Source organism: Enterobacter sp. EGD-HP1 (genome assembly GCF_000733275.2).
GTDB lineage: Bacteria > Pseudomonadota > Gammaproteobacteria > Enterobacterales > Enterobacteriaceae > Enterobacter.
On the sequence record NZ_AVOP01000034.1, the window covers coordinates 25,356 to 48,157 of the forward strand.

24 protein-coding genes and 2 pseudogenes are annotated in these 22,802 nt (G+C 50.9%); 16 read left to right on the forward strand and 10 right to left on the reverse strand.

Annotated features, from left to right (window positions below; genetic code table 11):
• Positions 1–49 precede the first annotated feature (49 nt).
• From N037_RS18915 to N037_RS18925, 3 genes are all read right to left on the reverse strand, one after another.
• Positions 50–769, reverse strand: coding sequence for an RNA polymerase sigma factor FliA (locus N037_RS18915; RefSeq protein ID WP_014170714.1), 720 nt, complete (start codon positions 767–769; stop codon positions 50–52).
• 129 nt (positions 770–898) lie between these two features.
• Positions 899–2,104, reverse strand: a complete 1,206-nt coding sequence (gene fliB, locus N037_RS18920) for a flagellin lysine-N-methylase (RefSeq protein WP_032642767.1) — start codon at positions 2,102–2,104, stop codon at positions 899–901.
• A gap of 62 nt (positions 2,105–2,166) precedes the next feature.
• Positions 2,167–2,979, reverse strand: a complete 813-nt coding sequence (locus N037_RS18925; RefSeq protein ID WP_032642768.1) for a flagellin N-terminal helical domain-containing protein — start codon at positions 2,977–2,979, stop codon at positions 2,167–2,169.
• A 401-nt stretch (positions 2,980–3,380) separates the two neighbouring features.
• On the opposite strand from N037_RS18925, the gene fliD reads away from it, so the two are divergent.
• The 4 genes from fliD to amyA are packed head-to-tail and all read left to right on the forward strand — an operon-like array spanning position 3,381 to position 7,150.
• Entirely contained in the window at positions 3,381–4,805 is a 1,425-nt protein-coding gene (gene fliD / locus N037_RS18930) for a flagellar filament capping protein FliD (protein WP_032642769.1), read from the forward strand.
• Positions 4,806–4,826: 21 nt separating this feature from the next.
• Positions 4,827–5,231: a flagellar export chaperone FliS gene (fliS, locus tag N037_RS18935; protein WP_023312296.1), complete on the forward strand. Its 405-nt coding sequence runs from the start codon at positions 4,827–4,829 to the stop codon at positions 5,229–5,231.
• A gap of 5 nt (positions 5,232–5,236) precedes the next feature.
• Positions 5,237–5,611: a flagella biosynthesis regulatory protein FliT gene (gene fliT / locus N037_RS18940; protein ID WP_032642770.1), complete on the forward strand. Its 375-nt coding sequence runs from the start codon at positions 5,237–5,239 to the stop codon at positions 5,609–5,611.
• A gap of 51 nt (positions 5,612–5,662) precedes the next feature.
• The gene (gene amyA, locus N037_RS18945; RefSeq protein WP_032642935.1) at positions 5,663–7,150 is read left to right on the forward strand and encodes an alpha-amylase; all 1,488 of its coding nucleotides are present in this window, start codon (positions 5,663–5,665) and stop codon (positions 7,148–7,150) included.
• Between the two features lie 43 nt (positions 7,151–7,193).
• Here amyA and yedD read toward each other — a convergent pair whose 3' ends face one another.
• The 4 genes from yedD to N037_RS24955 all read right to left on the reverse strand — a co-directional run bounded on the left by yedD (position 7,194) and on the right by N037_RS24955 (position 9,390).
• Positions 7,194–7,607 (reverse strand): lipoprotein YedD, encoded by a 414-nt coding sequence (yedD, locus tag N037_RS18950; RefSeq protein ID WP_023336171.1) that lies wholly within the window; start codon positions 7,605–7,607, stop codon positions 7,194–7,196.
• A 97-nt stretch (positions 7,608–7,704) separates the two neighbouring features.
• A complete protein-coding gene (locus N037_RS25345; RefSeq protein ID WP_269432647.1) occupies positions 7,705–7,833 on the reverse strand; it encodes a hypothetical protein in 129 nt (42 codons plus the stop codon).
• Between the two features lie 97 nt (positions 7,834–7,930).
• A complete protein-coding gene (locus N037_RS18955; protein ID WP_032642771.1) occupies positions 7,931–9,121 on the reverse strand; it encodes an acyltransferase family protein in 1,191 nt (396 codons plus the stop codon).
• A 59-nt stretch (positions 9,122–9,180) separates the two neighbouring features.
• Positions 9,181–9,390: a hypothetical protein gene (locus N037_RS24955; RefSeq protein ID WP_156369743.1), complete on the reverse strand. Its 210-nt coding sequence runs from the start codon at positions 9,388–9,390 to the stop codon at positions 9,181–9,183.
• Positions 9,391–9,775: 385 nt separating this feature from the next.
• On the opposite strand from N037_RS24955, the pseudogene N037_RS24700 reads away from it, so the two are divergent.
• Positions 9,776–9,943, forward strand: a pseudogene (locus tag N037_RS24700) (SOS response-associated peptidase); the annotation flags it as partial.
• 299 nt (positions 9,944–10,242) lie between these two features.
• On the opposite strand, the gene N037_RS25120 reads toward N037_RS24700, so the two are convergent.
• On the reverse strand, positions 10,243–10,410 hold the full coding sequence (locus N037_RS25120) for a hypothetical protein (RefSeq protein ID WP_197278585.1): 168 nt from the start codon (positions 10,408–10,410) through the stop codon (positions 10,243–10,245).
• Positions 10,411–10,526: 116 nt separating this feature from the next.
• Here N037_RS25120 and N037_RS18960 point away from each other — a divergent pair, with 116 nt between their 5' ends.
• The 3 genes from N037_RS18960 to N037_RS18970 are packed head-to-tail and all read left to right on the forward strand — an operon-like array spanning position 10,527 to position 13,284.
• Positions 10,527–10,889, forward strand: coding sequence for a GtrA family protein (locus N037_RS18960; protein ID WP_032642937.1), 363 nt, complete (start codon positions 10,527–10,529; stop codon positions 10,887–10,889).
• Positions 10,886–11,797: a glycosyltransferase family 2 protein gene (locus N037_RS18965; RefSeq protein WP_032642772.1), complete on the forward strand. Its 912-nt coding sequence runs from the start codon at positions 10,886–10,888 to the stop codon at positions 11,795–11,797. The genes N037_RS18960 and N037_RS18965 overlap by 4 nt, the downstream gene beginning before the upstream one ends.
• A 14-nt stretch (positions 11,798–11,811) precedes the next feature.
• Positions 11,812–13,284, forward strand: coding sequence for a hypothetical protein (locus tag N037_RS18970; RefSeq protein WP_032642773.1), 1,473 nt, complete (start codon positions 11,812–11,814; stop codon positions 13,282–13,284).
• A 137-nt stretch (positions 13,285–13,421) separates the two neighbouring features.
• Here the strand turns inward: N037_RS18970 and N037_RS18975 are convergent, their stop codons facing one another.
• Positions 13,422–14,393, reverse strand: coding sequence for an acyltransferase (locus N037_RS18975; RefSeq protein ID WP_032642774.1), 972 nt, complete (start codon positions 14,391–14,393; stop codon positions 13,422–13,424).
• Positions 14,394–15,006: 613 nt separating this feature from the next.
• Between N037_RS18975 and N037_RS25290 the strand changes: the two are divergent.
• A pseudogene (locus N037_RS25290) lies at positions 15,007–15,167 on the forward strand (integrase); the annotation flags it as partial.
• Between the two features lie 81 nt (positions 15,168–15,248).
• On the opposite strand, the gene fliE reads toward N037_RS25290, so the two are convergent.
• The gene (gene fliE, locus N037_RS18980; protein ID WP_008500329.1) at positions 15,249–15,563 is read right to left on the reverse strand and encodes a flagellar hook-basal body complex protein FliE; all 315 of its coding nucleotides are present in this window, start codon (positions 15,561–15,563) and stop codon (positions 15,249–15,251) included.
• Between the two features lie 228 nt (positions 15,564–15,791).
• Between fliE and fliF the strand changes: the two genes are divergently transcribed.
• The 7 genes from fliF (at position 15,792) to fliL (ending at position 22,800) form a co-directional block, all read left to right on the forward strand.
• Positions 15,792–17,468, forward strand: a complete 1,677-nt coding sequence (gene fliF, locus N037_RS18985; protein WP_032642775.1) for a flagellar basal-body MS-ring/collar protein FliF — start codon at positions 15,792–15,794, stop codon at positions 17,466–17,468.
• Positions 17,461–18,459 (forward strand): flagellar motor switch protein FliG, encoded by a 999-nt coding sequence (fliG, locus tag N037_RS18990; protein ID WP_008500327.1) that lies wholly within the window; start codon positions 17,461–17,463, stop codon positions 18,457–18,459. The genes fliF and fliG overlap by 8 nt, the downstream gene beginning before the upstream one ends.
• The gene (gene fliH, locus N037_RS18995) at positions 18,452–19,159 is read left to right on the forward strand and encodes a flagellar assembly protein FliH (protein ID WP_023336181.1); all 708 of its coding nucleotides are present in this window, start codon (positions 18,452–18,454) and stop codon (positions 19,157–19,159) included. Before fliG ends, fliH begins: the two co-directional genes overlap by 8 nt.
• Entirely contained in the window at positions 19,159–20,529 is a 1,371-nt protein-coding gene (fliI, locus tag N037_RS19000; RefSeq protein ID WP_023336182.1) for a flagellar protein export ATPase FliI, read from the forward strand. Before fliH ends, fliI begins: the two co-directional genes overlap by 1 nt.
• Before the next feature lie 21 nt (positions 20,530–20,550).
• Complete coding sequence (fliJ, locus tag N037_RS19005; RefSeq protein WP_023312304.1) at positions 20,551–20,994, forward strand: flagellar export protein FliJ; 444 nt, start codon at positions 20,551–20,553, stop codon at positions 20,992–20,994.
• The gene (fliK, locus tag N037_RS19010) at positions 20,991–22,223 is read left to right on the forward strand and encodes a flagellar hook length control protein FliK (RefSeq protein WP_032642776.1); all 1,233 of its coding nucleotides are present in this window, start codon (positions 20,991–20,993) and stop codon (positions 22,221–22,223) included. Before fliJ ends, fliK begins: the two co-directional genes overlap by 4 nt.
• A 106-nt stretch (positions 22,224–22,329) precedes the next feature.
• Positions 22,330–22,800 carry a flagellar basal body-associated protein FliL gene (fliL, locus tag N037_RS19015; protein ID WP_023312306.1) on the forward strand — a complete coding sequence of 157 codons (471 nt, stop codon included), beginning with the start codon at positions 22,330–22,332 and terminating at the stop codon, positions 22,798–22,800.
• The last annotated feature ends 2 nt before the right edge of the window (positions 22,801–22,802 follow it).

Below are 22,802 nucleotides of genomic sequence, written 5' to 3' on the forward strand. Positions count from 1 at the left end.
CTCCTGGTTGTCAATACGTTGTGCGGCATTTTTTAGGTGAATCAATCACCTATAACTTACCCAGCTTGGTTCGTAAGCGTTTAATGGCCTGGCTGTGCAGCTGGCTCACCCGCGACTCTCCCACCTCCAGAACAGCGCCAATCTCTTTGAGGTTAAGCTCTTCCTGGTAATATAGGGTCAATACCAGCTGTTCGCGTTCAGGCAGAGCTTCAATAGCCTCCATGACGCGCTGGCGTAAATTCCCTTCCATTAAATGGTGTAACGGGTTTTCCTGCTGGTGCTCATCCGTCACCAGCTCGATGCTATCGCCATGCTCTTCGCGCCACTCGTCATAAGAGAAGAGTTGGCTATTATTGGTATCGAGCAACATCTGACGATACTCTTCAACAGCAATGCCAAGACGTTCCGCCACTTCGGTTTCCGTTGCGTTGCGTCCCAGTTCCTGTTCCAGCTGCCCCATCGCATGCGCCACTTCGCGCGCGTTGCGGCGAACACTGCGCGGCACCCAGTCGCGGCTGCGCAGCTCGTCCAGCATCGCACCACGAATACGCTGAACTGCGTAAGTCGTAAATGCCGTTCCTTGCAGAGCGTCGTATCGGTCAACTGCATTCAATAACCCGATACCGCCCGCCTGTAGCAGATCGTCGAGTTCCACGCTCGCCGGCAAGCGCACCTGGAGGCGCAATGCTTCGTGACGCACCAGCGGGACATAACGCTGCCACAGCGAGTGTTTATCCATTACACCTTCAGCGGTATAGAGTGAATTCACGATAAACAGCCCTGCGTTAGTTGAGTTATCGGCATGATTATCCGATTCTGCAGGGCGTTCAATTGGATGAAAAAGGGGGATAAAGTGAGGTTATTCTGAGGTTGCCCACAACCGGGGCAACTTTTCTGCCTAAATTAACAGTTGTAACAATGAAAGATCGTCGCCCAGTTTGACGCTATCTATATGTTGATGAAAGAGCTTTCCCGCTTCCTGATTATGCTGGCTAAGGGAGTGGAAGCTGTAAATAACATCAATGATATTATCTTGTTCAATTTTTCCCGCCACGAGAGCCTGACCGGCAAGTAACGTTTTAAGGAAATAGAACTCCGCGACGATTAAATAAAGATTATTCAACATGCTGCGGCCATTGTTCTGCGGGAAGCCCTGCTCCCACAGTTTGTATTTAAAAAAGTTCTTAAATAAATGATCGTTGGTGGCCAGGTAACTGCCCGCCATATCGCGCCAGACGGACTCGATGTTCTCCATGACCTTCTCTGCCGGCACGGTGTCACCAGCAGACTCAAACTGTTGATAAAGCTGAGTAAAATAACGGTTTAATACCGCACCGCCGCGGGCCGTCGCTTTCTTCGTGAAGTAGCTCTGGATGAGCGAAATTAACGCGAATTTCAGGCTGTAGTTCTGTTTAAATCCGCCTAATTCCGTTTTGATTTTACCGCTCACCAGTTCGTTAACCAGCGAGAAATAGACCGTTTCGAGCGTGCCGATATTCTCTTCGAGGGTTTCGAGCTTTTCAGCCACCATCAGGAATTTCACCACGGCGTAAACCTGTTCTTCAACGCTGACGTTCTCAACGCTGAAAATGTTCTGGCAAAAGAGATTGATGACCTTCGCCTTTAAATCAATCATCGGCGCATTATTGACGTCCTGCTGGACGCTGGTGGATTCCATCATCGACATAGACTCCCGATCGTTCAACAGAAGTCGGGTGACTTCCGGACACGAGAGGTTCAGCGATTTTTCGATTTCATTTTTATAGACCCGGCTTGTCCGTGGAAACGTCGAACAGGTTGGGCTTAAGGCCTGGGCGCCCATGGCGCTATGAATAGAACAGAGCTTTTCCGTATCCATAAACGGGCAGTTTTTACTTTCCGTATGGAAAATGACTTCGCCCCAGTTGCCATACTGTTTTTTAGTGACTTTTATCGCCGTTTTCGCCGTGTGACGAATCGCAGCATTTTTACTGTTCAGATAGCGATTAACGGAGGATTTATCAAACGCGATGGTCCAGCCCTGACAACAATGTTCACGGCATTCCCCACCGACACATGAAAAATCTGCGACCAGCTTTGGTTGAGTGACACTGATTTGTTTCACAGGCGGATTCTCAAATAGCAGAGATAAAAAAACCCCGCCGAAGCGGGGTTTCGTGCGTAAAATTAACGCAGCAGAGACAGAACGGTCTGTGGAACCTGGTTTGCCTGAGACAGAACAGAAGTACCAGCCTGCTGCAGGATCTGCGCGCGGGACATGTTGGAAACTTCAGTTGCGTAGTCAGCGTCCTGGATACGGGACTGAGCAGCAGACAGGTTGTTAGAGGTGTTGTTCAGGTTGTTGATTGCAGAAGTGAAGCGGTTCTGCACAGCACCCAGGCCTGAACGCGCGGTATCAACTTTAGCGATAGCTTTGTCAATGGTGTCCAGTTCAGTACCAGCCAATGCTTTCAGGTCGATACCTTTCACGCCCAGAGTTGTAGAATCAGCATTAGCGCTCAGGTCCAGATCGATGGTATCGCCGTCGTTTACGCCAACCTGAATTTTAACAGCACCAGCACTACCGTCCAGCAGTTTGATGCCGTTGAAGTCAGTTTTGCCCGCAACACGGTCGATTTCAGCCAGACGAGCGGTAACTTCATCCTGCAGAGAGGCCAGGTCAGATGCGCTGTTGGTGCCGTTGCTTGCCTGAACAGCCAGTTCACGAACGCGCTGCAAGTTGCTGTTGATTTCGTTCAGAGAACCTTCAGCAGTCTGCGCCATGGAAATACCGTCGTTGGCGTTACGTGCAGCCTGGTTCATGCCTTTAATCTGGGAGGTCATGCGGTTTGCAATCGCCTGACCAGCGGCATCGTCTTTCGCGCTGTTGATACGCAGACCGGAAGACAGACGCTCGATAGCAGTGCCCAGAGAAGACTGAGATTTGTTCAGGTTGTTCTGAGTGGTCAGGGACAACAGGTTAGTATTGATAACTGCCATAATTTTGTTTCCTTCAAAAATTGGGTTTTAGGTCCGGTGCCTAACACTCACAGCGTCTCTCACCGTCAACAAGGTTATCGACGGGTCCCCAAAAGACTTTAGAATCAATTTTGAAAAAATTATAAAGCGATGATTAACAATGGTTTTATTTTTAAAAAATCAATTAAGGTTCACGAGAGGTTTATTATTTACGCTTTTTTAACGCACAAAGAGATGTCAAAAAAGGCACACACTTATTCGTGTTTTTAATGCACTGATAATGGCCCTAAAGTGCAATCCTTTCATTTACCCCGCCAGGACGCGTCTATTCTTTGGATTATTTTTTTCTCGCCATCGTAAACTTTTACGCTGAGAGGCCGATAAGAGTCCTGAACTACTTTCGTATTTTAAGGAAAATATGCATGGCTACTATCAGTAACCTCGGGATAGGTTCTGCAGGACTCGGGGATTTATATAATCAGTTGGAAGCGGCAGAGAAAACCAAGCTGACGACGATTACTTCCCAGCAATCAACGTATAACGCACAGTTAAGCGCTTACGGCAAGCTGCAGAGCGCCATGACATCGCTGCAGACTGCCACCGCTGCACTGGGTAAAGCAACCACCTGGAACTCAACGTCCGTCAGCAGCACCAACACGGCCTTTACCGCCACGACAACGGCTGACGCGTCCGTGGGTTCCTTTGTTGTCAACGTCAACCAGGTTGCAAAAGCACAGGCGCTCACTACCGGCTCCTATGCTAACAACACGGACCTGCTGGGCGATACGACAGGTACAACGCGTAAAATCACCATCACCCAGCCGGGCACGAAAACGCCTTTAGAGGTCACTCTGGCGGATGACGATACGTCTCTGGCAGGGATCGCAAGCGCGATTAATAAAGCCAACGGCAACGTCACCGCCAGCGTCATTAAAGCGAAAGACGGTGATTACCGCCTGATGCTGTCATCTAAAACCACCGGTACGGATGGTGCGATGACGGTAAGCGTTACCGGCGATGCCAAGCTGCAAAGCGCAATTGGCTACGATTCCAGCACCAAAACGGGCGCGCTGACGGTGAACACCGACGCGCAAAACGCGATTGTGGTGGTGAACAACATCTCTATCGAGCGTCAGTCGAATACCATTACCGATGCGCTGCCTGGGGTGACCTTCTCGCTGAAAGCCGAAAGCAAAGCGGACGAAACGCTTGAGGTTACACGCGCCACGGATGCGAACCAGAAGGCGATCACGGACTGGGTTACAGCGTACAACTCGCTGCAGTCCACCATTAACAGCCTGACTAAATACGTTCCGGTAGATGCAGGTTCTGGCAGCCAGTCCACCAGCAACGGCGCGCTGGTCGGGGATGCTAACGTGCGCGGGATCCAGTCTCAGCTGCGCGGCCTGCTGACCGAAGTTCAGACCGGCTCTGTTCAGATCATGGCCCAGCTGGGCATTACCCAGGACCCGGTAAAAGGATCGGACGGTACGATCGGTAACCTGAAAGTCGATACGGATAAGCTGAAAAAAGCGCTCACCGACAACCCGAACGCCGTACAGCAGTATTTTGTCGGTGACGGAAAAACCACCGGTCTGGCGACCCAGATGAACAACACGCTGACCAACATGCTCAGCACCAGTACCGGCAGCGCCGGGGTGATCCAGAACGCGAAAGACGGGATCAACAAAACGCTGAAAACACTGGGTGAACGTTACGATGCCATGGATGCTCAAATCGAAGCCACCATGGCGCGTTACAAAACCCAGTTCACCAGTCTGGACGTATTAGTCACCAAAATGACCAGCACGGCCAACTACCTGACCCAACAGTTCTCACAAAAGTAGTCGTAGCCTTCAGGAGTGGATATGTATAAGACCTCTGGTGTTCAATCCTATCAGCAGATAGGAGTAGAAAGCGCAGTCATGAATGCCAGTCCACACCAGCTGATTGTCATGTTGTTCGACGGGGCGCATAGCGCCCTTGTCCGCGCGCGTTTGTTCATGGAAGCCGGACAAATTCGCGAGAAAGGCGAAGCCTTATCGAAAGCCATTAACATCATCGACAACGGTTTAAAAGCAGGACTGAACATGGAGGTTGAGAGCGAGTTGTCCGGTAATCTTGCCTCCTTGTACGAATATATGGTTCGACGTTTGTTGCTGGCGAATGTCAGTAACGACGTAGACGCAATTGTTGAAGTCGAGGGTTTATTAAACAACATTGCGGATGCATGGAAGCAAATTGGCCCCAATGCGTCCTCTATTTCAGGATAATTTTGATGAATAATCCCAGCGCAGCGCTTAGCCACTGGCAGGCGTTACATGCTCAGAGCATTGCTATGCTAAATCTCGCACATTCTGGTCAATGGGATGCGCTTATCGAGCAGGAAATGCATTACGTAAAATTGGTGGAAAGAATTTCTCAAACGCCCATCATGTCATGCCCTCCAGCTCAGGTTGAGCAAGCGCGTGCGCTGCTGGAAATGATCCTTGAAAATGAGAATGCGTTAAAGGCGCTGCTGAAAGTCCGCATGGACGAACTGCGCAGTCTTATTGATCAAACCGGTAAACAGCAATCCATCACTTCTACCTATGGAAAGCTGTCAGGGAATATTCTTTATCCAGAAAGTTTTACCCGCGACACACAACTATGATTTCTTCATCCATACTCCAGAAGTCTGTCAACGGCTTCTGGAGCAAGGATGATGAAAAACCCCACCCTGTTACAATGTTTTCACTGGTACTATCCTGCTGGCGGTGAATTGTGGCGAGAGGTCACGGCGTTAGCTCCCAATCTTAATGAAATCGGCATCAACATGATCTGGCTGCCGCCCGCGTATAAAGGTGCATCCGGCGGGTATTCTGTTGGCTATGACTCCTATGACCTGTTCGATCTCGGTGAGTTTGACCAGAAAGGCAGTATCGCCACGAAGTACGGCGACAAAGCGCAGCTGCTGGAGGCCATTGATGCTCTCAAAAGCAACGACATTGCCGTACTGCTCGACGTGGTGGTCAACCACAAAATGGGCGCCGATGAGAAGGAGTCCGTGCGCATTCAGCGCGTGAACGAACAGGACCGCACGCAAATTGATGACGAGGTCATTGAATGCGAAGCCTGGACTCGCTACACCTTCCCTGTCCGGGCCGGGCAATATTCGCAGTTCGTCTGGGATTACAAATGCTTCAGCGGCGTCGACCATATTGAAAACCCCAATGAAGACGGCATCTTTAAAATCGTCAACGACTACACCGGCGAAGGCTGGAACGATCAGGTTGACGATGAAATGGGTAACTTCGATTATCTGATGGGCGAAAATATCGACTTTCGCAATCACGCCGTGACCGAGGAGATCAAATACTGGGCCCGCTGGGTCATGGAACAGACGCGCTGCGACGGTTTTCGTCTGGACGCCGTCAAGCATATCCCCGCCTGGTTTTACAAAGAGTGGATTGAGCACGTCCAGGAAGTTGCCGACCAGCCGCTGTTTATCGTGGCGGAATACTGGTCCCACGAGGTGGATAAACTTCAGGCCTATATTGACCAGGTCGAAGGCAAAACCATGCTGTTTGATGCTCCCCTGCAGATGAAATTCCACGAGGCGTCACGTCAGGGCCGGGATTACGACATGAGCCAAATCTTCACCGGTACCCTGGTGGAAGCCGATCCGTTTCATGCGGTCACCCTCGTCGCTAACCATGACACCCAGCCTTTGCAGGCGCTGGAAGCACCGGTCGAAGCCTGGTTTAAGCCTCTGGCCTACGCGCTGATCCTGCTGCGGGAAAACGGCGTGCCGAGCGTCTTTTATCCGGATCTCTTTGGCGCCAGCTATGACGACACGGGAGGAGACGGTGAAACGTACCATATTGATATGCCGGTCATTGAGCAGCTTCATGAACTGATCCTAGCGCGCCAGCGTTTTGCCCACGGCGTGCAAACGCTGTTTTTCGACCATCCTAACTGCATCGCCTTCAGCCGCAGCGGCACCGATGACGATCCCGGCTGCGTGGTGGTGCTGTCGAACGGAGACGACGGTGAAAAAGTAATTTGTCTTGGGGAAAACTACGGCAACAAAACGTGGCGGGATTTTCTCGGCAATCGCGAAGAAACCATCACCACGGCGGCGGATGGAGAAGGGACGTTTACCTGTAATGGAGGGAGCGTCAGCGTGTGGGTAATAGAGGATGCGCTGTAGAAACAATGCCGGGTGTCGCTGACGCTTACCCGGCAACAAACGGCTACGGAAGCTTACTCTCCAGCGGATTTTTGCTCAGGTAATCTGCGCACTCAACCGTTGGGCGGTCGACCTTCTGCAGCTCCAGCCCGTCGTACTCAAGCACAGACCCATCGCGCTCCAGCGGATAGATATCCAGCTTACGCGTTACGTTGTAATAACTGTCTGAACGCAGCATGATTTTACCCGGCACGGCAATCACGCGCTGCCACTGACGGCAGTCCAGCGTATCGCCCTCCTCCGTCACCACCAGCGTGGCAATCGCCTTCGGGCTTACCATGTTGCTCTGCGGCCCTTTCGACTGCCAGTATCCCGCCAGATGCGCCGGGACAGGATGCTTAATCACGTCGTTGTAGTTATCGACCTGAACGCACCCGGTCAGTGCCAGCAGCGCGCCAGCAATTGCTATTTTTTTCATCATCTTTCCTGCATTCGAAGAAAAAAATATTGTGGCATTAAAGCGCTGCGGCTGCCAGCGAAGATCGACAGGTCTTAAACCTGCACCCGCTATCGCCTCACTCTCTTCCGTTATCAGCGTCTGGCCATGACGTTTCGATCACCCGGCAGTTTCCGTCGATGCCACACAGAGAATCGATGGTCAGTCTCTCTTCAATGCAGGCTGCAGCTGGGGATGGAAGTGCCATGATACACCTCCGATAAATACTGTATGCACACACGGACCAATATATGTATGAAGAAATCAACTGACATCAACAAAAAACCCGCCGAGGCGGGTTTGTGTCATGGGGCGCTTGCCGGTGCTTTTCCTGTAACCGCCTGTCCTTTAGATATAAATTTTCTTTCGATGAAGAGATAGGAAAGAGTACTTAACGCTATTATCGCAGGTATGGTGATCGCGATGGCTGCATGAAATGAAAATCCAGACTTAATCATAGTTGAAAATAGAACTGTATAAGTAATACCATGCAACAAGTACACGCTGAAGCTTATTGCTCCTAGCATTTTCATAGCGTTAAGCCTTAAAACTCCAAATATGCAATTACCACATGATACGATAAAGAATGTAATTCCAATTAAGACAATGGGTATATGTGAATAAGGAACATCAAAACCATAAACACAAACACCAAGAGCCGCAACAGCAATAACAGAGAATGCCGGTGATTTGAGCTTGATAATTAAGGCAGGATAGAATTTATACATGTGAGCACATGCTGCTCCAATGATGAAGCAGAGAACATGAGCTTGTGCCCATCTGTTAATCCCAATACCAAACCAGTAGATAAATGCCATTACGCCAAACATCAACCATAACAGTAGAGAAGATGACTTTTTGGTAACCGCAAAGACTGATAGCACCGGGAGCATAAAATAAAACATCCACTCATATGATAGCGTCCAAAAAACCCCAGCAACTATGCTTTTGCTTAATGGGTACCCGTTGATATTCGGCGTACCAAAGAAATCAAACGTAAGCCAGTAAAAGGAATCTCTAATGTAAGGGAACAATGTGAATGGGGTTTTTATTGTGGCTATTACGTAGGCAATAGAGAGGCATACCACAACGAGATACAGAGGAACTATTCTAAAGAACCTCTTAATGTAAAACCCCCGCCAGTTAACAGCATCTGAGTTACCTAGTATCTTACCCCAGAATAAAAATGCCGTAATCATGAAGAAGACTGAGACGCTCCCCTTCCCCAGATAGTCGATGATTATTTGAGGATACCCTCCACCTATATAATCAATTGACCATTTCCCATACTTTGCGTAGCCGAAAAAGAAAAAAGAATGGTGGATAGCGACTGATAAAGCCGCAAGCCCTCTTAACCCGTCAAGCGATTCATAGCGCCCGTTGTCAGCTACTTCTTCAGCAAAGCATTTCCCTGTGATTTTATATGCTACAGTCATGAAGATGATGGCTACACCCGCAACCATTAAAAGAGTAAGTAGAAAGTCCTGATGCTCCATTCATTTCGCTCGTTGTGAGTCGTGATATTCCAAGCAGTGTAGCATCTCGCAACTCGCCATTAAACGGTATACACCTGTTTTGCTTGTATTTCTGTTGATGCAGAACCAATTTTTTTCTGCACAGAAAGAATGATGTTGTAGAAGGAGACTGCCGTTCCGCCAAAGTTAATCCGAATCAGCACAGCATCGGGTGAAGATGCGCGGACCCCGTCCAAGGGCGGATTTTCATACCCTGTAATTTCATCATACGGAGCATACGCAAAGGTCACAGATACAGGCTGCAATGCGTCATTATTGCTGCAGTCTGGTTGCTGCTTACCTGATCTATACCACATGGTTTGATATGCAAAAGCTGTAAAGCCGGACTATGACTTGTAGCCACAGCAGTAAAGGAGACGGTCTTCCATCCGCGACCAACAAGAAGGCCTATGTAAGTAAGCTCGCCAGACGAAGCTTGAGCCCTTCCTGTTGCCACCTTGTATGGTGGAGTCTCAATGATATTTTTGGCTTTGTCTGACTTCACAACAGATTTGTTCAGGGACTAATTATTTCTGATTTCATCTTCATTAGACGGTGCAAGTGGCTCGCAGAGACTAATCTTTAAGCCGACAAACATACCTACGGTACTGATTTTCGCGTATTCGCTCCAGGGATTACGCGCTAGGGTGTTGGGATAAATCGCCACTGATTAATGCGTGCGTCGAAACCGCAGCCACCAGCCGAATGCTCAAGCCTCTCAGGCAGCATGGCCGGCCTGAAGGCCAGCCAATATTCATGGCAGCGATTGGCAGCATGCCGTTCGAACGAGGCGATGAAGCCGAAGAGCTCGAGAGAACGACAAACGGATCTGGCCTAACACCGTCTCGCATGATGCGTAGAACAAATTCACATCACAGAGAGCAAAGATTGCAATAGTTTCACGTAATTCTGCCAGCCTGCAGAACGCCATGATCCATACCCCGAATACTGTTTTATATACAGCACTTTGACTGAACTACTCATCAAGATGGTCAGTTTGTCTGTCGCGACTAAATTGTCGACGCTTTGCTTCTAAGCTTTTATCGCTGTTGTTTTTGGTTTGTTAATTTTGAATAGAAACGGTGTAATTTCTCAATTGAATACTACATTAAGGGGTTTTCGCCCGTGGAAACAGGGTGAATCGTATACGTAACAACGCGAATCAGGCGAACATCATCAAACGCATCTACTTCAATGGCCTCGCCACAATCAGGAATGAGCGCTTCCCCCTCCAGGCGCGCACGCTGCTGACGACCACAAACCAGATGCATAATCTTTCACCCCGCCAATTCGCTCTATACGTACACAGAATCGTCAATATTGAGGGTCGATCAAGTGATCATCTAATGCTAAACTTCCGTCCTTTCAGAATTGACTGATTTTAATGATGTTAAAATTATTTAGTCGCTACATCTCAGTAGGCGTGATTAACACTGCTCTGCACTGGGTATGCTTCGGAGCGCTTCTTCATTTCTTCGAAGCAACGCAGGCTGTTGCAAACGTGATCGCATTCTTCATTGCGGTTACGTTTAGTTTCTTCGCAAACGCAAGATGGACGTTCAAATCAAAGGTAACATCAGGCCGCTATATTGCGTTCGTCACGTTCATGGGAATAATGGCTGGATTGACGGGTTACATCGCTGATGCGATTAGCGCGCCGCCTGTTGTTACATTGGTAACATTCTCAGGATTCAGTCTGATTGCCGGTTTTATATACTCAAAATTCATTGTCTTTAGGGATGCGAAATGAAAATTTCTCTGGTCGTACCCGTCTTTAATGAAGAGGAAGCTATTCCAATCTTCTACAAAACCGTACGGGAATTCGAAGCGCTGAAGCAGCATGATGTGGAAATAGTCTTCATAAATGATGGCAGTAAAGATGCGACAGAATCAATTATAAAAGCGCTTTCAATTGCTGACCCGCTTGTCGTGCCATTGTCATTCACAAGAAACTTTGGCAAAGAGCCTGCATTGTTCGCCGGGCTTGATCATGCGTCTGGCGAAGCTATTATCCCGATTGACGTCGACCTTCAGGATCCGATTGAAGTTATTCCTCACCTGATAGATAAGTGGCAGGCTGGAGCAGATATGGTTCTGGCGAAGCGCTCAGATCGTTCTACTGACGGCAGATTGAAGCGCAAGACTGCCGAGTGGTTCTATAAACTGCATAATAAAATCAGTACACCACAAATCGAAGAGAACGTCGGTGATTTCCGTCTGATGTCGCGAGAAGTAGTTGAGAATATCAAAATGCTTCCTGAGCGGAATTTATTTATGAAAGGCGTACTGAGCTGGGTCGGTGGTAAAACTGACGTAATAGAATATTTCAGAGCGGAACGAGTTGCTGGTAGTTCTAAATTTAATGGTTGGAAGCTTTGGAATCTGGCTCTAGAAGGGATTACAAGTTTCTCTACTTTCCCCCTACGCATGTGGTCTTACATAGGATTATTCGTTGCCGGAATAGCATTTGTCTATGGTTCCTGGATGATTATCGACACCCTGGCGTTTGGCAATCCTGTTCGTGGTTACCCGTCTATATTAGTTTCAATACTTTTCCTTGGCGGAGTGCAGTTGATTGGAATCGGCGTTCTTGGCGAATACATTGGCAGGATTTATATTGAGGTCAAAAATCGCCCTCGATATGTTTTGAAAAAGTGATTTTAGGAGGCGTTATGGCGGAAGAGAAAGGATTTATTCGAGAAAAAGCTGATGTGATATTCTATCTTTTTGTTTTTGCATCCGTTTTTGTGTTTTTCGGTTTCATTCACCCAACTACCATTTTTACTGGAGATGAGTGGTATAACCTTTCATTAGGGCGCAAAGCATGGCCTGAATGGCATGGTTTTAACCCAATTAAAGTTGTTCCTGAGGTATCTTTCCCACTTCTGATCAACGCAGCGTCCTTTACGCTGATGCCGCTTGGCCTAACATTTCTTGAGTCTGTTACATTTTTCACTGCTGCGTTAGTTGCGGTTATGGTTGTTGTCTATTTAAGGCAATTCTATCTTTTTTCAATTGAGGTAATGGGCTGTTCACTGCATTCTGGGATAGTCGTATCCATCTTTCATTATTTGTGCTTGTTTGGGCTATTCAGGACTCTGAACGACAGCAAAAGCACATTTATGCTTTGGGAGCAAAACATAACATGCTATTACCACTACCTGCTTCCGGCGCTGATCAATGGATCAGTCACGCTATATTTTCTTAGGAAAGGCAAAGAGTTAAAATCAATTCTGATGACAAGCCCTGTCATTTCTGGCTTTATCATTCTTTCAATTTATTTTGCTATCTTTTCAAACATTTTTTCGAGTGTCATTCTGGCTGTAACATGCGGTTCAGTCATTCTTATTGAATTAATTAAGTCCAGATTCAAAATTGTTAGCACAGTTAAATCATATCCACTGCACGTAGTTGTTTTAGTTCTGTGGTTTATCTCTACTGTCTTTGAAGCAAACGGCGGCCGCGCTGAAAGAATGGGCAAATCATCTCTTGATATTGCAGGTTCTATTCACAATGCAGCTGACCTCCTTTCTCAAATGAGTGGAGTGTTTATAGTTGTTATTGCTGTGGGGATGATAGCTTGCGCTATTTCCTGCACCTCTAACATCAAGAGTCAAACGGATAGATGCAAAATCGTCGTAATATCATTGCTCTCCTTGCTTATCATCTTCATAGCGTTAGTAATGATAAGTGCTAAAGCAAGCCCTGGATACATCGGAAAACCTGTCGTTATGTGGGGCGTTCTTATGTATATGATTGTGCTTTCTTCATTTGGTATTGCATCATTACTGGAACATAATTCTTCTGTTTACTTAACACCTATTGTCTTATTGATACTTGTTAACGCCTGCACAAGTCAGAACCATTCATTAAAAGACCCGCAGAATAATGGCCTTACTTACAAGAAAGCTAATGCCGTTACTCAAGATATGATAACGCAGGTTGAAAATGCAGTAGCTGAAAACAAAAGAGAAATGATACTGTACGTTCCATTTAGTAAGGATGCAGATAACTGGCCTATCCCAGTAACAAGAGGCAGGGAGATATCATGGACATTAAAATCAAATGGTGTAATAGATAGAAACATAAGCATTAAAATTCAGCCAGACAGAGAAAAGAATAAACAGTTCGATATTAGTTTTTAGGATTGCGCCCCGTATGGGGCGCAATTTACACTCTAATCGGCACTGTTCAAGTCAACGCCCCAGTACTGCTCGCCATGCTACCGCTTACGCCAGGCTTAAGTGGTAGAAAAACCTATCTGAACTGCCTTCCTTGTTATTTACTTGACACTGATTCCATTCAGTTTTCGGTATGTTATCGGTAGAATTGTCTTAGCTACTATGAGTACAGCAATTGATAAAATAAAGCTAATTATTAACTTTAGCATAGAGTTGCTAGCAATATACTGACCAACATCATGCATGAGAATATAGAGAATCAAAGGGTGCAAGAGATACACACCGAGTGAATAATCTCTGCCAATTTTTGAAAAAATATTTTCGTCAATTTTCGTATTTACGCATAGGCTGAGCAGTGCTATGCATACTGGGATTGCAAACAAAGGGAATTGTCTTTCAATCATGTCAGCGTTATATACTGTGCCGAGCACATATACTTCACCGACCATCAATACAATACCTAAAATGATGACAGATACTGCAACGCCGTTTGAAATTCTATTTAGGACATTGTTCTTCGCAAAATAATAACCAAGATAAACAAGTGAAAAGGCTATTAACGTTCTCAATGCGTAGAAAATATAGATATCATAGTGGAGTGACTTTGCAAGGTCTCCATACCAGCAAGCTATTAAAATTGCTACTGAGGAGAACAAAGAAAACTTTACGCTACAATTTTTAATAAAATAGTTGGTCAATATAACACCAAGAATGAGTGCATTAATAAACCATAAATGGAAGAAAGTTCCGCCATGCAACGTATCATTGGATAGCACCTTCCCGGCTACCCGCCAAATGTCACCTTGAACCATTCTATACAGGATCGGTATATAGAGAACTGAAGACCAGAAAAGAATGCTTACCAGCTTGTTTATCTTCTTGCCAAGATCCTCATGTGCAGAGGCTCCCATAAGGTAACCTGAGGCGAGGAAGAAGAAAGGAAGCGCCCATCGTGAAGATGCCCTGAAAAGCTCACCAAAAGGCTGAGGCAACTCCGGGTAGTTACCCACGTGAACGACTATGATGAAGAAACAGGCCAGCAGTTTGGCCGCATCCAGTGCGTTATTGCGCATTTTTTGTCCGTAGTGCAGTTTATCTGGTTTATGAAGACGAAATGGTACAAAGAGAGTGTAAATTACGCAATAAAGTTGTGGGCTAATTTTGAGGTGATAGACATGATAAAACAATTACCTGGCATAAGTGATTAATACGAATGACAGAGACGCTGACCAAAGTATAAAATTTCGAGGCCGAGGCGCTGGAGGACAAGAGAGATATGGGGGATTAGTTCGGGCTTGGCGATAAATTGATGGTATCTGAAATTAAGTCCTTCACGTCTAAATTTGGAGATTTAACGTTCCGCTTCTTTTCGACTGTTATTGATAATAACCTAGTGTAAAATCAGGCCAGGTTAAATATAAAAAAACAGAAGATGATTATATTTTCCCCGTAGCGGATCTCAAGCTAGATGTTAAAGAGGAGAGTGATATTGATTCACTCAAAGAAGTAATTGTTATAGCAAAAAGATTATCAGAAATATTTTGATTGGCTGAGACAGGCGGGTTTCTGCGGTGACGCAGGTAGACCTGTTGAATGTCAGAAAGTAATTGCTCACCGGTTATCTTACTCTTAAGAGAGGGCATAAAACGCTGATTCGCTATGCTTATGTGGAATTAACTCGCTTGGGGTAAGCAGTATCAAGTTGAGGTAAAACTGCGCAAGTATGACCGTACCGATGTGCATCCGTGCACATTCGTGTTCAACCCGCAGATCGCCTCACGTGGCATCATAACGCTGTTGGCTCGATCAACCAGTCCTTTAAGCCAGCAATACGACGTTCCGGGATTCTCTAGTGAGTTTTCTCCATTCATGCCCCATTCCATGGGATCGAATGGTTATTAACTCTAAATATCACTAGGTTAAATAACCTAAACCTGCATCCCCATCACTTCCTGATACGCCGACACCAGCTTGTTACGTACCTGGATCCCCATCTGCAGGGAAACCGAGGCTTTTTGCAAATCGGTCATCACATCATTCAGCGCCACGCCCGGTTCACCGAGGGTGAACTTTTCCGCCTGAGTGCGCGCGGCGGTCTGGGTATCACTGATACGGTCAAGAGCGGCATGCAGTTGCCCTGCGAAGCTGATGCTCGGCTGCTGATCTGCCACATTCTGATTACGGGCCGTCATCGCCGTTGCCTGCAACTGACTGATTACCCCTTCAATGCCCTGTATTGCCATGACTCTCCCCTGGATGGTTTTTTACGCGGTCAAGACTAACAGCTTGTCAATAAGATAATGGCGGTAAATAGCGTGAAAAAACCAGGTTATTTGACGCATAGAAAATCACGAATCATCAAATAATGGCAGGGCCATCAATATGGAACTTTTGTCGTGTTTGCCGACCCGGGAGTCAGTTTTGTTTCTCTACACGAATAACGTAAACCACCAGGATTTAAGAGGTGCGCAATGAGTGCAACAGCATCGACAGCGCCGCAGAATAAATCACTCGAGTGGATGAACCGCCTTCGCGCGAATCCTAAAATCCCGTTGATCGTGGCAGGCGCTGCCGCAATAGCGATCCTTGTAGCGATGGTCCTGTGGGCGAAAAGCCCTGATTACCGGACGCTCTACAGCAACCTTTCCGATCAGGATGGCGGCGCCATCGTCACCCAGCTTAGCCAGATGAACATCCCTTATCGCTTTGCCGATAATGGCGGTGCGCTGGAGGTCCCGGCAGATAAAGTGCACGAACTGCGTCTGCGTCTGGCCCAGCAGGGGCTGCCAAAGGGCGGCGCGGTGGGCTTTGAGCTGCTGGATCAGGAAAAATTCGGTATCAGCCAGTTCAGCGAGCAGGTGAACTACCAGCGTGCGCTGGAAGGTGAGCTGGCCCGCACCATTGAAACATTAGGCCCGGTAAAGAGTGCCCGCGTGCACCTGGCGATGCCTAAACCTTCTTTATTTGTCCGTGAACAGAAATCACCTTCGGCATCCGTTACCGTGAACCTCGAACCTGGTCGCGCGCTGGACGAAGGGCAAATCAGCGCGGTGACGCATCTCGTCTCCAGCGCCGTCGCCGGTCTGCCGCCGGGTAACGTGACGCTGGTTGACCAAAGCGGTCACCTGCTGACGCAATCCAATACCGCCGGTCGTGACCTGAATGATGCGCAGCTGAAATATGCCGCCGATGTCGAAAGCCGTCTCCAGCGCCGTATTGAAGCCATCCTCGGCCCGGTCGTGGGTAACAGCAACGTGCACGCGCAGGTTACCGCGCAGATCGACTTTGCGAATAAAGAACAAACCGAAGAGCAGTACAGCCCGAACGGCGATGCGGCTCAGGCGGTGATGCGTTCACGCCAGATCAATTCGAACGAGCAGGTCGGCGGTGCCTACCCGGGCGGCGTGCCGGGCGCGCTGTCCAACCAACCGGCCCCGGCTAACGCGGCACCGATTTCTACGCCTCCGGCCAATCAGCAGAATGGTCAGCAAAATCAGCAGACCACCTCAACGACCAATAACGCCGGTCCACGTACCAGCAGTCGTAACGAAACCACGAACTACGAAGTGGACCGGACGATTCGCCACACTAAACTGAACGTGGGCGACATTCAGCGTCTTTCTGTTGCCGTGGTGGTGAACTACAAAACGCTGGCGGATGGTAAACCGTTGCCGCTGACCGCCGAGCAGATGAAGCAGATTGAAAACCTGACCCGTGAAGCGATGGGTTACTCCGAGAAGCGCGGCGATACTCTCAACGTGGTGAACTCACCGTTCAACTCGGTAGAAGAGACCGGTGGTGAACTGCCGTTCTGGCAACAGCAGGCGTTTATCGATCAGCTGATGTCCGCAGGACGCTGGCTGCTGGTGCTGATTGTCGCGTGGCTGCTGTGGCGTAAGGGCGTTCGTCCGCAGCTTCAGCGTCGTGCTGAAGCCGAAAAAGCGGCTCGCGAACAGATGTCTACGCGTCAGGAAACGGAAGAAGCCGTTGAAGTTCGCCTCAGTAAAGATGAACAGATGCAGCAGCGTCGTGCTAACCAGCGCATGGGCGCTGAGGTCATGAGCCAGCGCATTCGCGAAATGTCAGATAACGATCCGCGCGTCGTGGCGCTGGTCATCCGCCAGTGGATGGGTAACGAACATGAGTAATACGCTTACGGGCACCGATAAAAGCGTCATCCTGCTGATGACCATTGGCGAAGATCGCGCGGCGGAGGTGTTTAAACACCTCTCCCAGCGAGAAGTGCAAATTCTCAGTGCGGCGATGGCCAACGTGCGTCAAATCTCCAATAAACAGCTGACCGAAGTGCTGTCGGAATTTGAACAGGAAGCCGAACAGTTTGCCGCGCTCAACGTCAACGCCAACGACTACCTGCGTTCCGTGCTGGTCAAGGCGCTGGGCGAAGAGCGTGCCGCGAGCCTGCTGGAAGACATTCTGGAAACGCGCGATACCGCCAGCGGTATCGAAACGCTTAACTTTATGGAACCGCAGAGTGCCGCCGACCTTATTCGCGACGAGCACCCGCAGATTATCGCCACCATCCTTGTCCACCTCAAACGTGGCCAGGCAGCCGATATTCTGGCGCTGTTCGAAGAGCGTCTGCGCCACGATGTGATGCTGCGTATCGCCACCTTCGGCGGCGTCCAGCCGGCCGCGCTGGCGGAGCTGACCGAAGTGCTGAACAACCTGCTCGACGGTCAGAACCTCAAGCGCAGCAAAATGGGCGGCGTGAGAACGGCGGCGGAAATCATCAACCTGATGAAAACGCAGCAGGAAGAGGCCGTCATTACGGCGGTTCGCGAATTCGACGGCGAACTGGCACAGAAAATCATCGACGAGATGTTCCTGTTCGAAAACCTCGTCGAAGTGGACGACCGCAGCATCCAGCGCCTGCTCCAGGAAGTGGATTCCGAGTCGCTGCTTATCGCCCTCAAAGGCGCCGAGCAGCCGCTGCGCGAGAAGTTCCTCCGCAACATGTCTCAGCGTGCGGCCGATATCCTGCGCGACGACCTTGCCAACCGCGGCCCGGTTCGTCTGTCTCAGGTGGAAAACGAACAGAAAGCCATCCTGCTTATCGTTCGTCGTCTGGCAGAAACCGGCGAGATGGTGATTGGCAGCGGAGACGACACCTATGTCTAACGAGCTGCCGTGGAAGCGCTGGACGCCGGACGATCTGGCGCCTCCCCTCTCCGAGTTCACGCCGGCCGTCATCGCAACCGAGGAGCGTGACCCGGACGTCGAGCAGCCCGAACTGAGCGAGGAGGAGCAGCAGGCACAGATGCTGGCCCAGCTGCAAATGCAGGCGCACGAGCAGGGCTATAATGCCGGTCTGAACGAAGGCCGGCAGAAAGGCCACGACCTTGGCTATCAGGAAGGTCTGGCGAAAGGGCTAGAGCACGGCATCGATCAGGCGCGCCAGCAGCAGGCGCCAATTCATGCCCGCATGCAGCAGCTGGTCAGCGAGTTTCAGCACACGCTGGACGCGCTGGACAGCGTGATTGCCTCGCGACTGATGCAGATGGCGCTGGAAGCCGCGCGTCAGGTCATCGGCCAGACGCCCGTGGTGGATAACACTGCGCTGATCAAACAAATTCAGGGTCTGCTTCAGCAGGAGCCGTTGTTCAGCGGGAAGCCTCAGCTGCGCGTCCACCCGGACGATCTGCAGCGCGTTGAAGAAAGCCTGGGGGCGACGCTAAACCTGCACGGCTGGCGTCTGCGCGGCGACCCGTCGTTACATCACGGCGGCTGCAAAGTCTCTGCCGATGAAGGTGACCTGGATGCCAGCGTCGCCACCCGCTGGCAGGAACTGTGCCGCCTGGCGGCACCGGGAGTCGTCTGATGACTGCGCGCCTCACCCGCTGGCTCACCACGCTCGACAACTTTGAGACGAAGATGGCGCAGCTGCCATCCGTTCGTCGTTACGGGCGACTGACGCGCGCCACCGGTCTGGTACTGGAGGCCACCGGCCTGCAGCTCCCGCTGGGCGCAACCTGCGTCATTGAGCGCCAGGATGGACTGGAAACGCGTGAAGTGGAAAGTGAAGTGGTCGGATTCAACGGCCAGCGTCTGTTCCTGATGCCGCTTGAAGAGGTGGAAGGCATTCTGCCCGGCGCGCGCGTGTATGCTAAAAACATTTCTGGCGACGGGCTGCAAAGCGGGAAACAGCTGCCGCTTGGCCCTGCCCTGTTGGGCCGCGTGCTGGACGGCAGCGGGAAACCGCTCGACGGTCTGCCCTCCCCGGATACTACCGAAACCGGCGCGCTGATCACCCAACCGTTCAACCCCCTGCAGCGTACCCCTATCGAGCATGTGCTTGATACCGGCGTGCGCCCAATTAACGCCCTGCTGACCGTGGGACGCGGACAACGTATGGGCCTGTTCGCCGGGTCAGGCGTGGGCAAATCCGTCCTGCTCGGCATGATGGCGCGCTACACGCAGGCCGATGTGATCGTCGTAGGTCTGATTGGCGAACGTGGTCGTGAAGTAAAAGACTTTATTGAAAACATTCTCGGAGCGGAAGGCCGCGCCCGCTCGGTGGTCATCGCCGCGCCGGCGGATGTGTCGCCGTTACTGCGTATGCAGGGGGCAGCGTATGCCACCCGCATCGCCGAAGATTTCCGCGACCGCGGCAAGCACGTGCTGCTGATCATGGATTCCCTGACCCGTTACGCGATGGCGCAGCGTGAAATCGCGCTGGCCATCGGTGAGCCACCGGCGACCAAAGGCTACCCGCCCTCGGTCTTCGCCAAACTCCCTGCCCTCGTTGAACGTGCGGGGAACGGCATCAGCGGCGGCGGATCCATCACCGCGTTCTATACGGTGCTGACCGAAGGCGATGACCAGCAGGACCCGATTGCCGACTCCGCGCGCGCGATCCTTGACGGCCATATTGTGCTGTCGCGTCGTCTGGCCGAAGCCGGGCACTATCCGGCCATTGATATTGAAGCTTCTATCAGCCGCGCAATGACGGCGCTGATAACCGAGAAGCACTACGCCCGCGTGCGTAACTTCAAACAACTCCTCTCCAGCTTCCAGCGCAACCGCGATCTGGTCAGCGTGGGGGCGTATGCCAAAGGCAGCGACCCGATGCTCGACAAAGCGATTAGCCTGTGGCCGCAGCTGGAGGCGTTTTTGCAACAGGGCATTTTTGAACGCGCCGACTGGGAAGATTCAATTCAGGCACTGGAGCTGATTTTCCCGCAGGTGTAACACAGGTGGAGGGCGAAGGTCATGGCGCAAAACAGCGCGTTATCAACGCTGAAAGATCTGGCTGAAAAAGAAGTTGATGATGCCGCATTGCAGCTCGGCGCAATGCGACGCGGGTGCCAGCAGGCTGAAGAACAGTTGAAGATGTTGATCGACTATCAGCATGAATATCGCACCAACCTCAATACCGATATGACACAGGGCATTGGCAGCCAGCGCTGGATTAACTATCAGCAGTTTATCCAGACGCTGGAGAAGGCGATAGATCAGCATCGCCAGCAGCTTAACCAGTGGACCCAGAAAGTCGATACCGCGCTGAATTTCTGGCGCGAGAAGAAGCAGCGGCTGCAGGCCTGGCAGACTCTACAGGACCGACAGATCGCGGCAACGACCCTGGCGGAAAACCGTCTGGATCAGAAGAAAATGGATGAGTTTGCCCAGCGCGCATCAATGAGGAAACCGGAATGATCACACTGCAACAACTGCTGATGAGCGACAGCGACCTGTCAGGCGGCACGCAAACGGGGAAAGGCACCGACGGTGCACAGGACTTTCTCTCTCTGCTGGCGGGTGCCCTGTCGGACGCAACGGGCAAGGGCAAAGATGCGCCGCTGACCCTGGCTGACCTGAAAGCCGCCGGCAGTAAGCTGTCGAAAGTGGCTCAGGACGCCAAAGGGGATACTACCCTGCAGGCAAAAATTGCCGACCTGCTCTCGCGCCAGCCCGCGCTGAACGGCGATGAAACGTCGCCCGTTACGCCGCTTGATACGCTGGTTTCCGGGCTGGTGCCGCTGTCTAAGGGGGACGCACTGAAGACCCTCAATACAGCCAACAGCAAGGATGACGCTAAAAGCGAGCTGAGCGAAGAAGAGCTGGCCGGATTAAGCGCGCTGATGGCGATGCTGCCGCACCAGCAAACTACCGCCCCTCGCGCGGCAGGCAGTGACGGCGTTGCCACCACCTCAACGCTGAATTCCGCGACGCTTTCGCAAAACGGCGCGGGCCAGCCGCCCCTGAACGCGCCTCTGGTAAGCCATGATAAAGCGCAGAGTTCTACGCCTTATCAGAGCCAGGTGAAAAATAACGAGCCGGTTCTGCAGGGCAACGCACCTGCTACACCGGCCGTGGCCGCGACGGCTGAGAAGCAGGAACTCGCCAGTTCTTCCTCTTCGGCATCCCCAACGGCCACCCTGGCACCGATTATGTCCAGCCATGCGACCAGCCAGCCTGCCGCCACCGTTGCCACCGCGCCGGTGTTAAGCCAGCCTCTGGGGACCCACGAATGGCAGCAATCCCTGAGCCAGCACATCACCCTGTTCACTAAGCAGGGCCAGCAGACGGCAGAGCTGCGTCTGCACCCGGAAGATCTGGGTCAGGTGCAAATATCGCTTAAGCTGGATGATAACCAGGCGCAGCTGCAGATGGTCTCAGCGCACAGCCATGTCCGTGCGGCACTGGAAGCCGCGCTGCCGATGCTGCGAACCTCACTGGCGGAGAACGGTATTCAGCTTGCACAGAGCAGCGTCAGCAGCGAGAGCTTTGCCGGGCAGCAGCAGTCCTCATCCCAGCAGCAGCACCAGGCTTCGCGTTCCGGTAACACCGTCGGTTTTAATGAAGAGAGCGATGAACTTCTGCCTACCCCTGCCGCCCTGCAATCCGCCGCGCGCGGTAACAGTGCCGTAGACATCTTCGCCTAAACGCCAGAGGTAGCGTGATTATCCCCGTCTTTTCCACGCTTTGACGACAGCAGGACACGGGATAATCACCTTATTAAGCTGTACCGAAACAGGAAGCTCGTATCAGATGACTGACTCCGCTATCACCAAAAAAAGTAAGCGTTCCATCTGGATCCCGCTGCTGGTGTTGATCACGCTCGCCGCCTGCGCCACCGCGGGCTATAGTTACTGGCGTATGCAGCAGGAACCTACCACCGCTGCAGCCAAAGCTGAAGCGCCACCTCCGCCGGCTCCAGTGTTCTTCCCGCTGGATACCTTCACCGTCAATCTGGGTGATGCGGATCGCGTGCTTTATGTTGGCATTACGCTGCGCCTGAAAGATGAAGCCACCCGTTCACGTCTGAACGATTACCTTCCAGAAGTGCGCAGCAGACTTCTGCTGCTGTTCTCTCGTCAGGACGCTTCGGCGCTTGCCACCGATGTGGGTAAGCAAAAGCTGGTCGACGCCATTAAACAAACGCTGGCGACCCCGCTGGTAAACGGCCAACCTAAGCAGGAAGTCACTGACGTTCTGTATACAGCATTCATTCTGCGGTAACG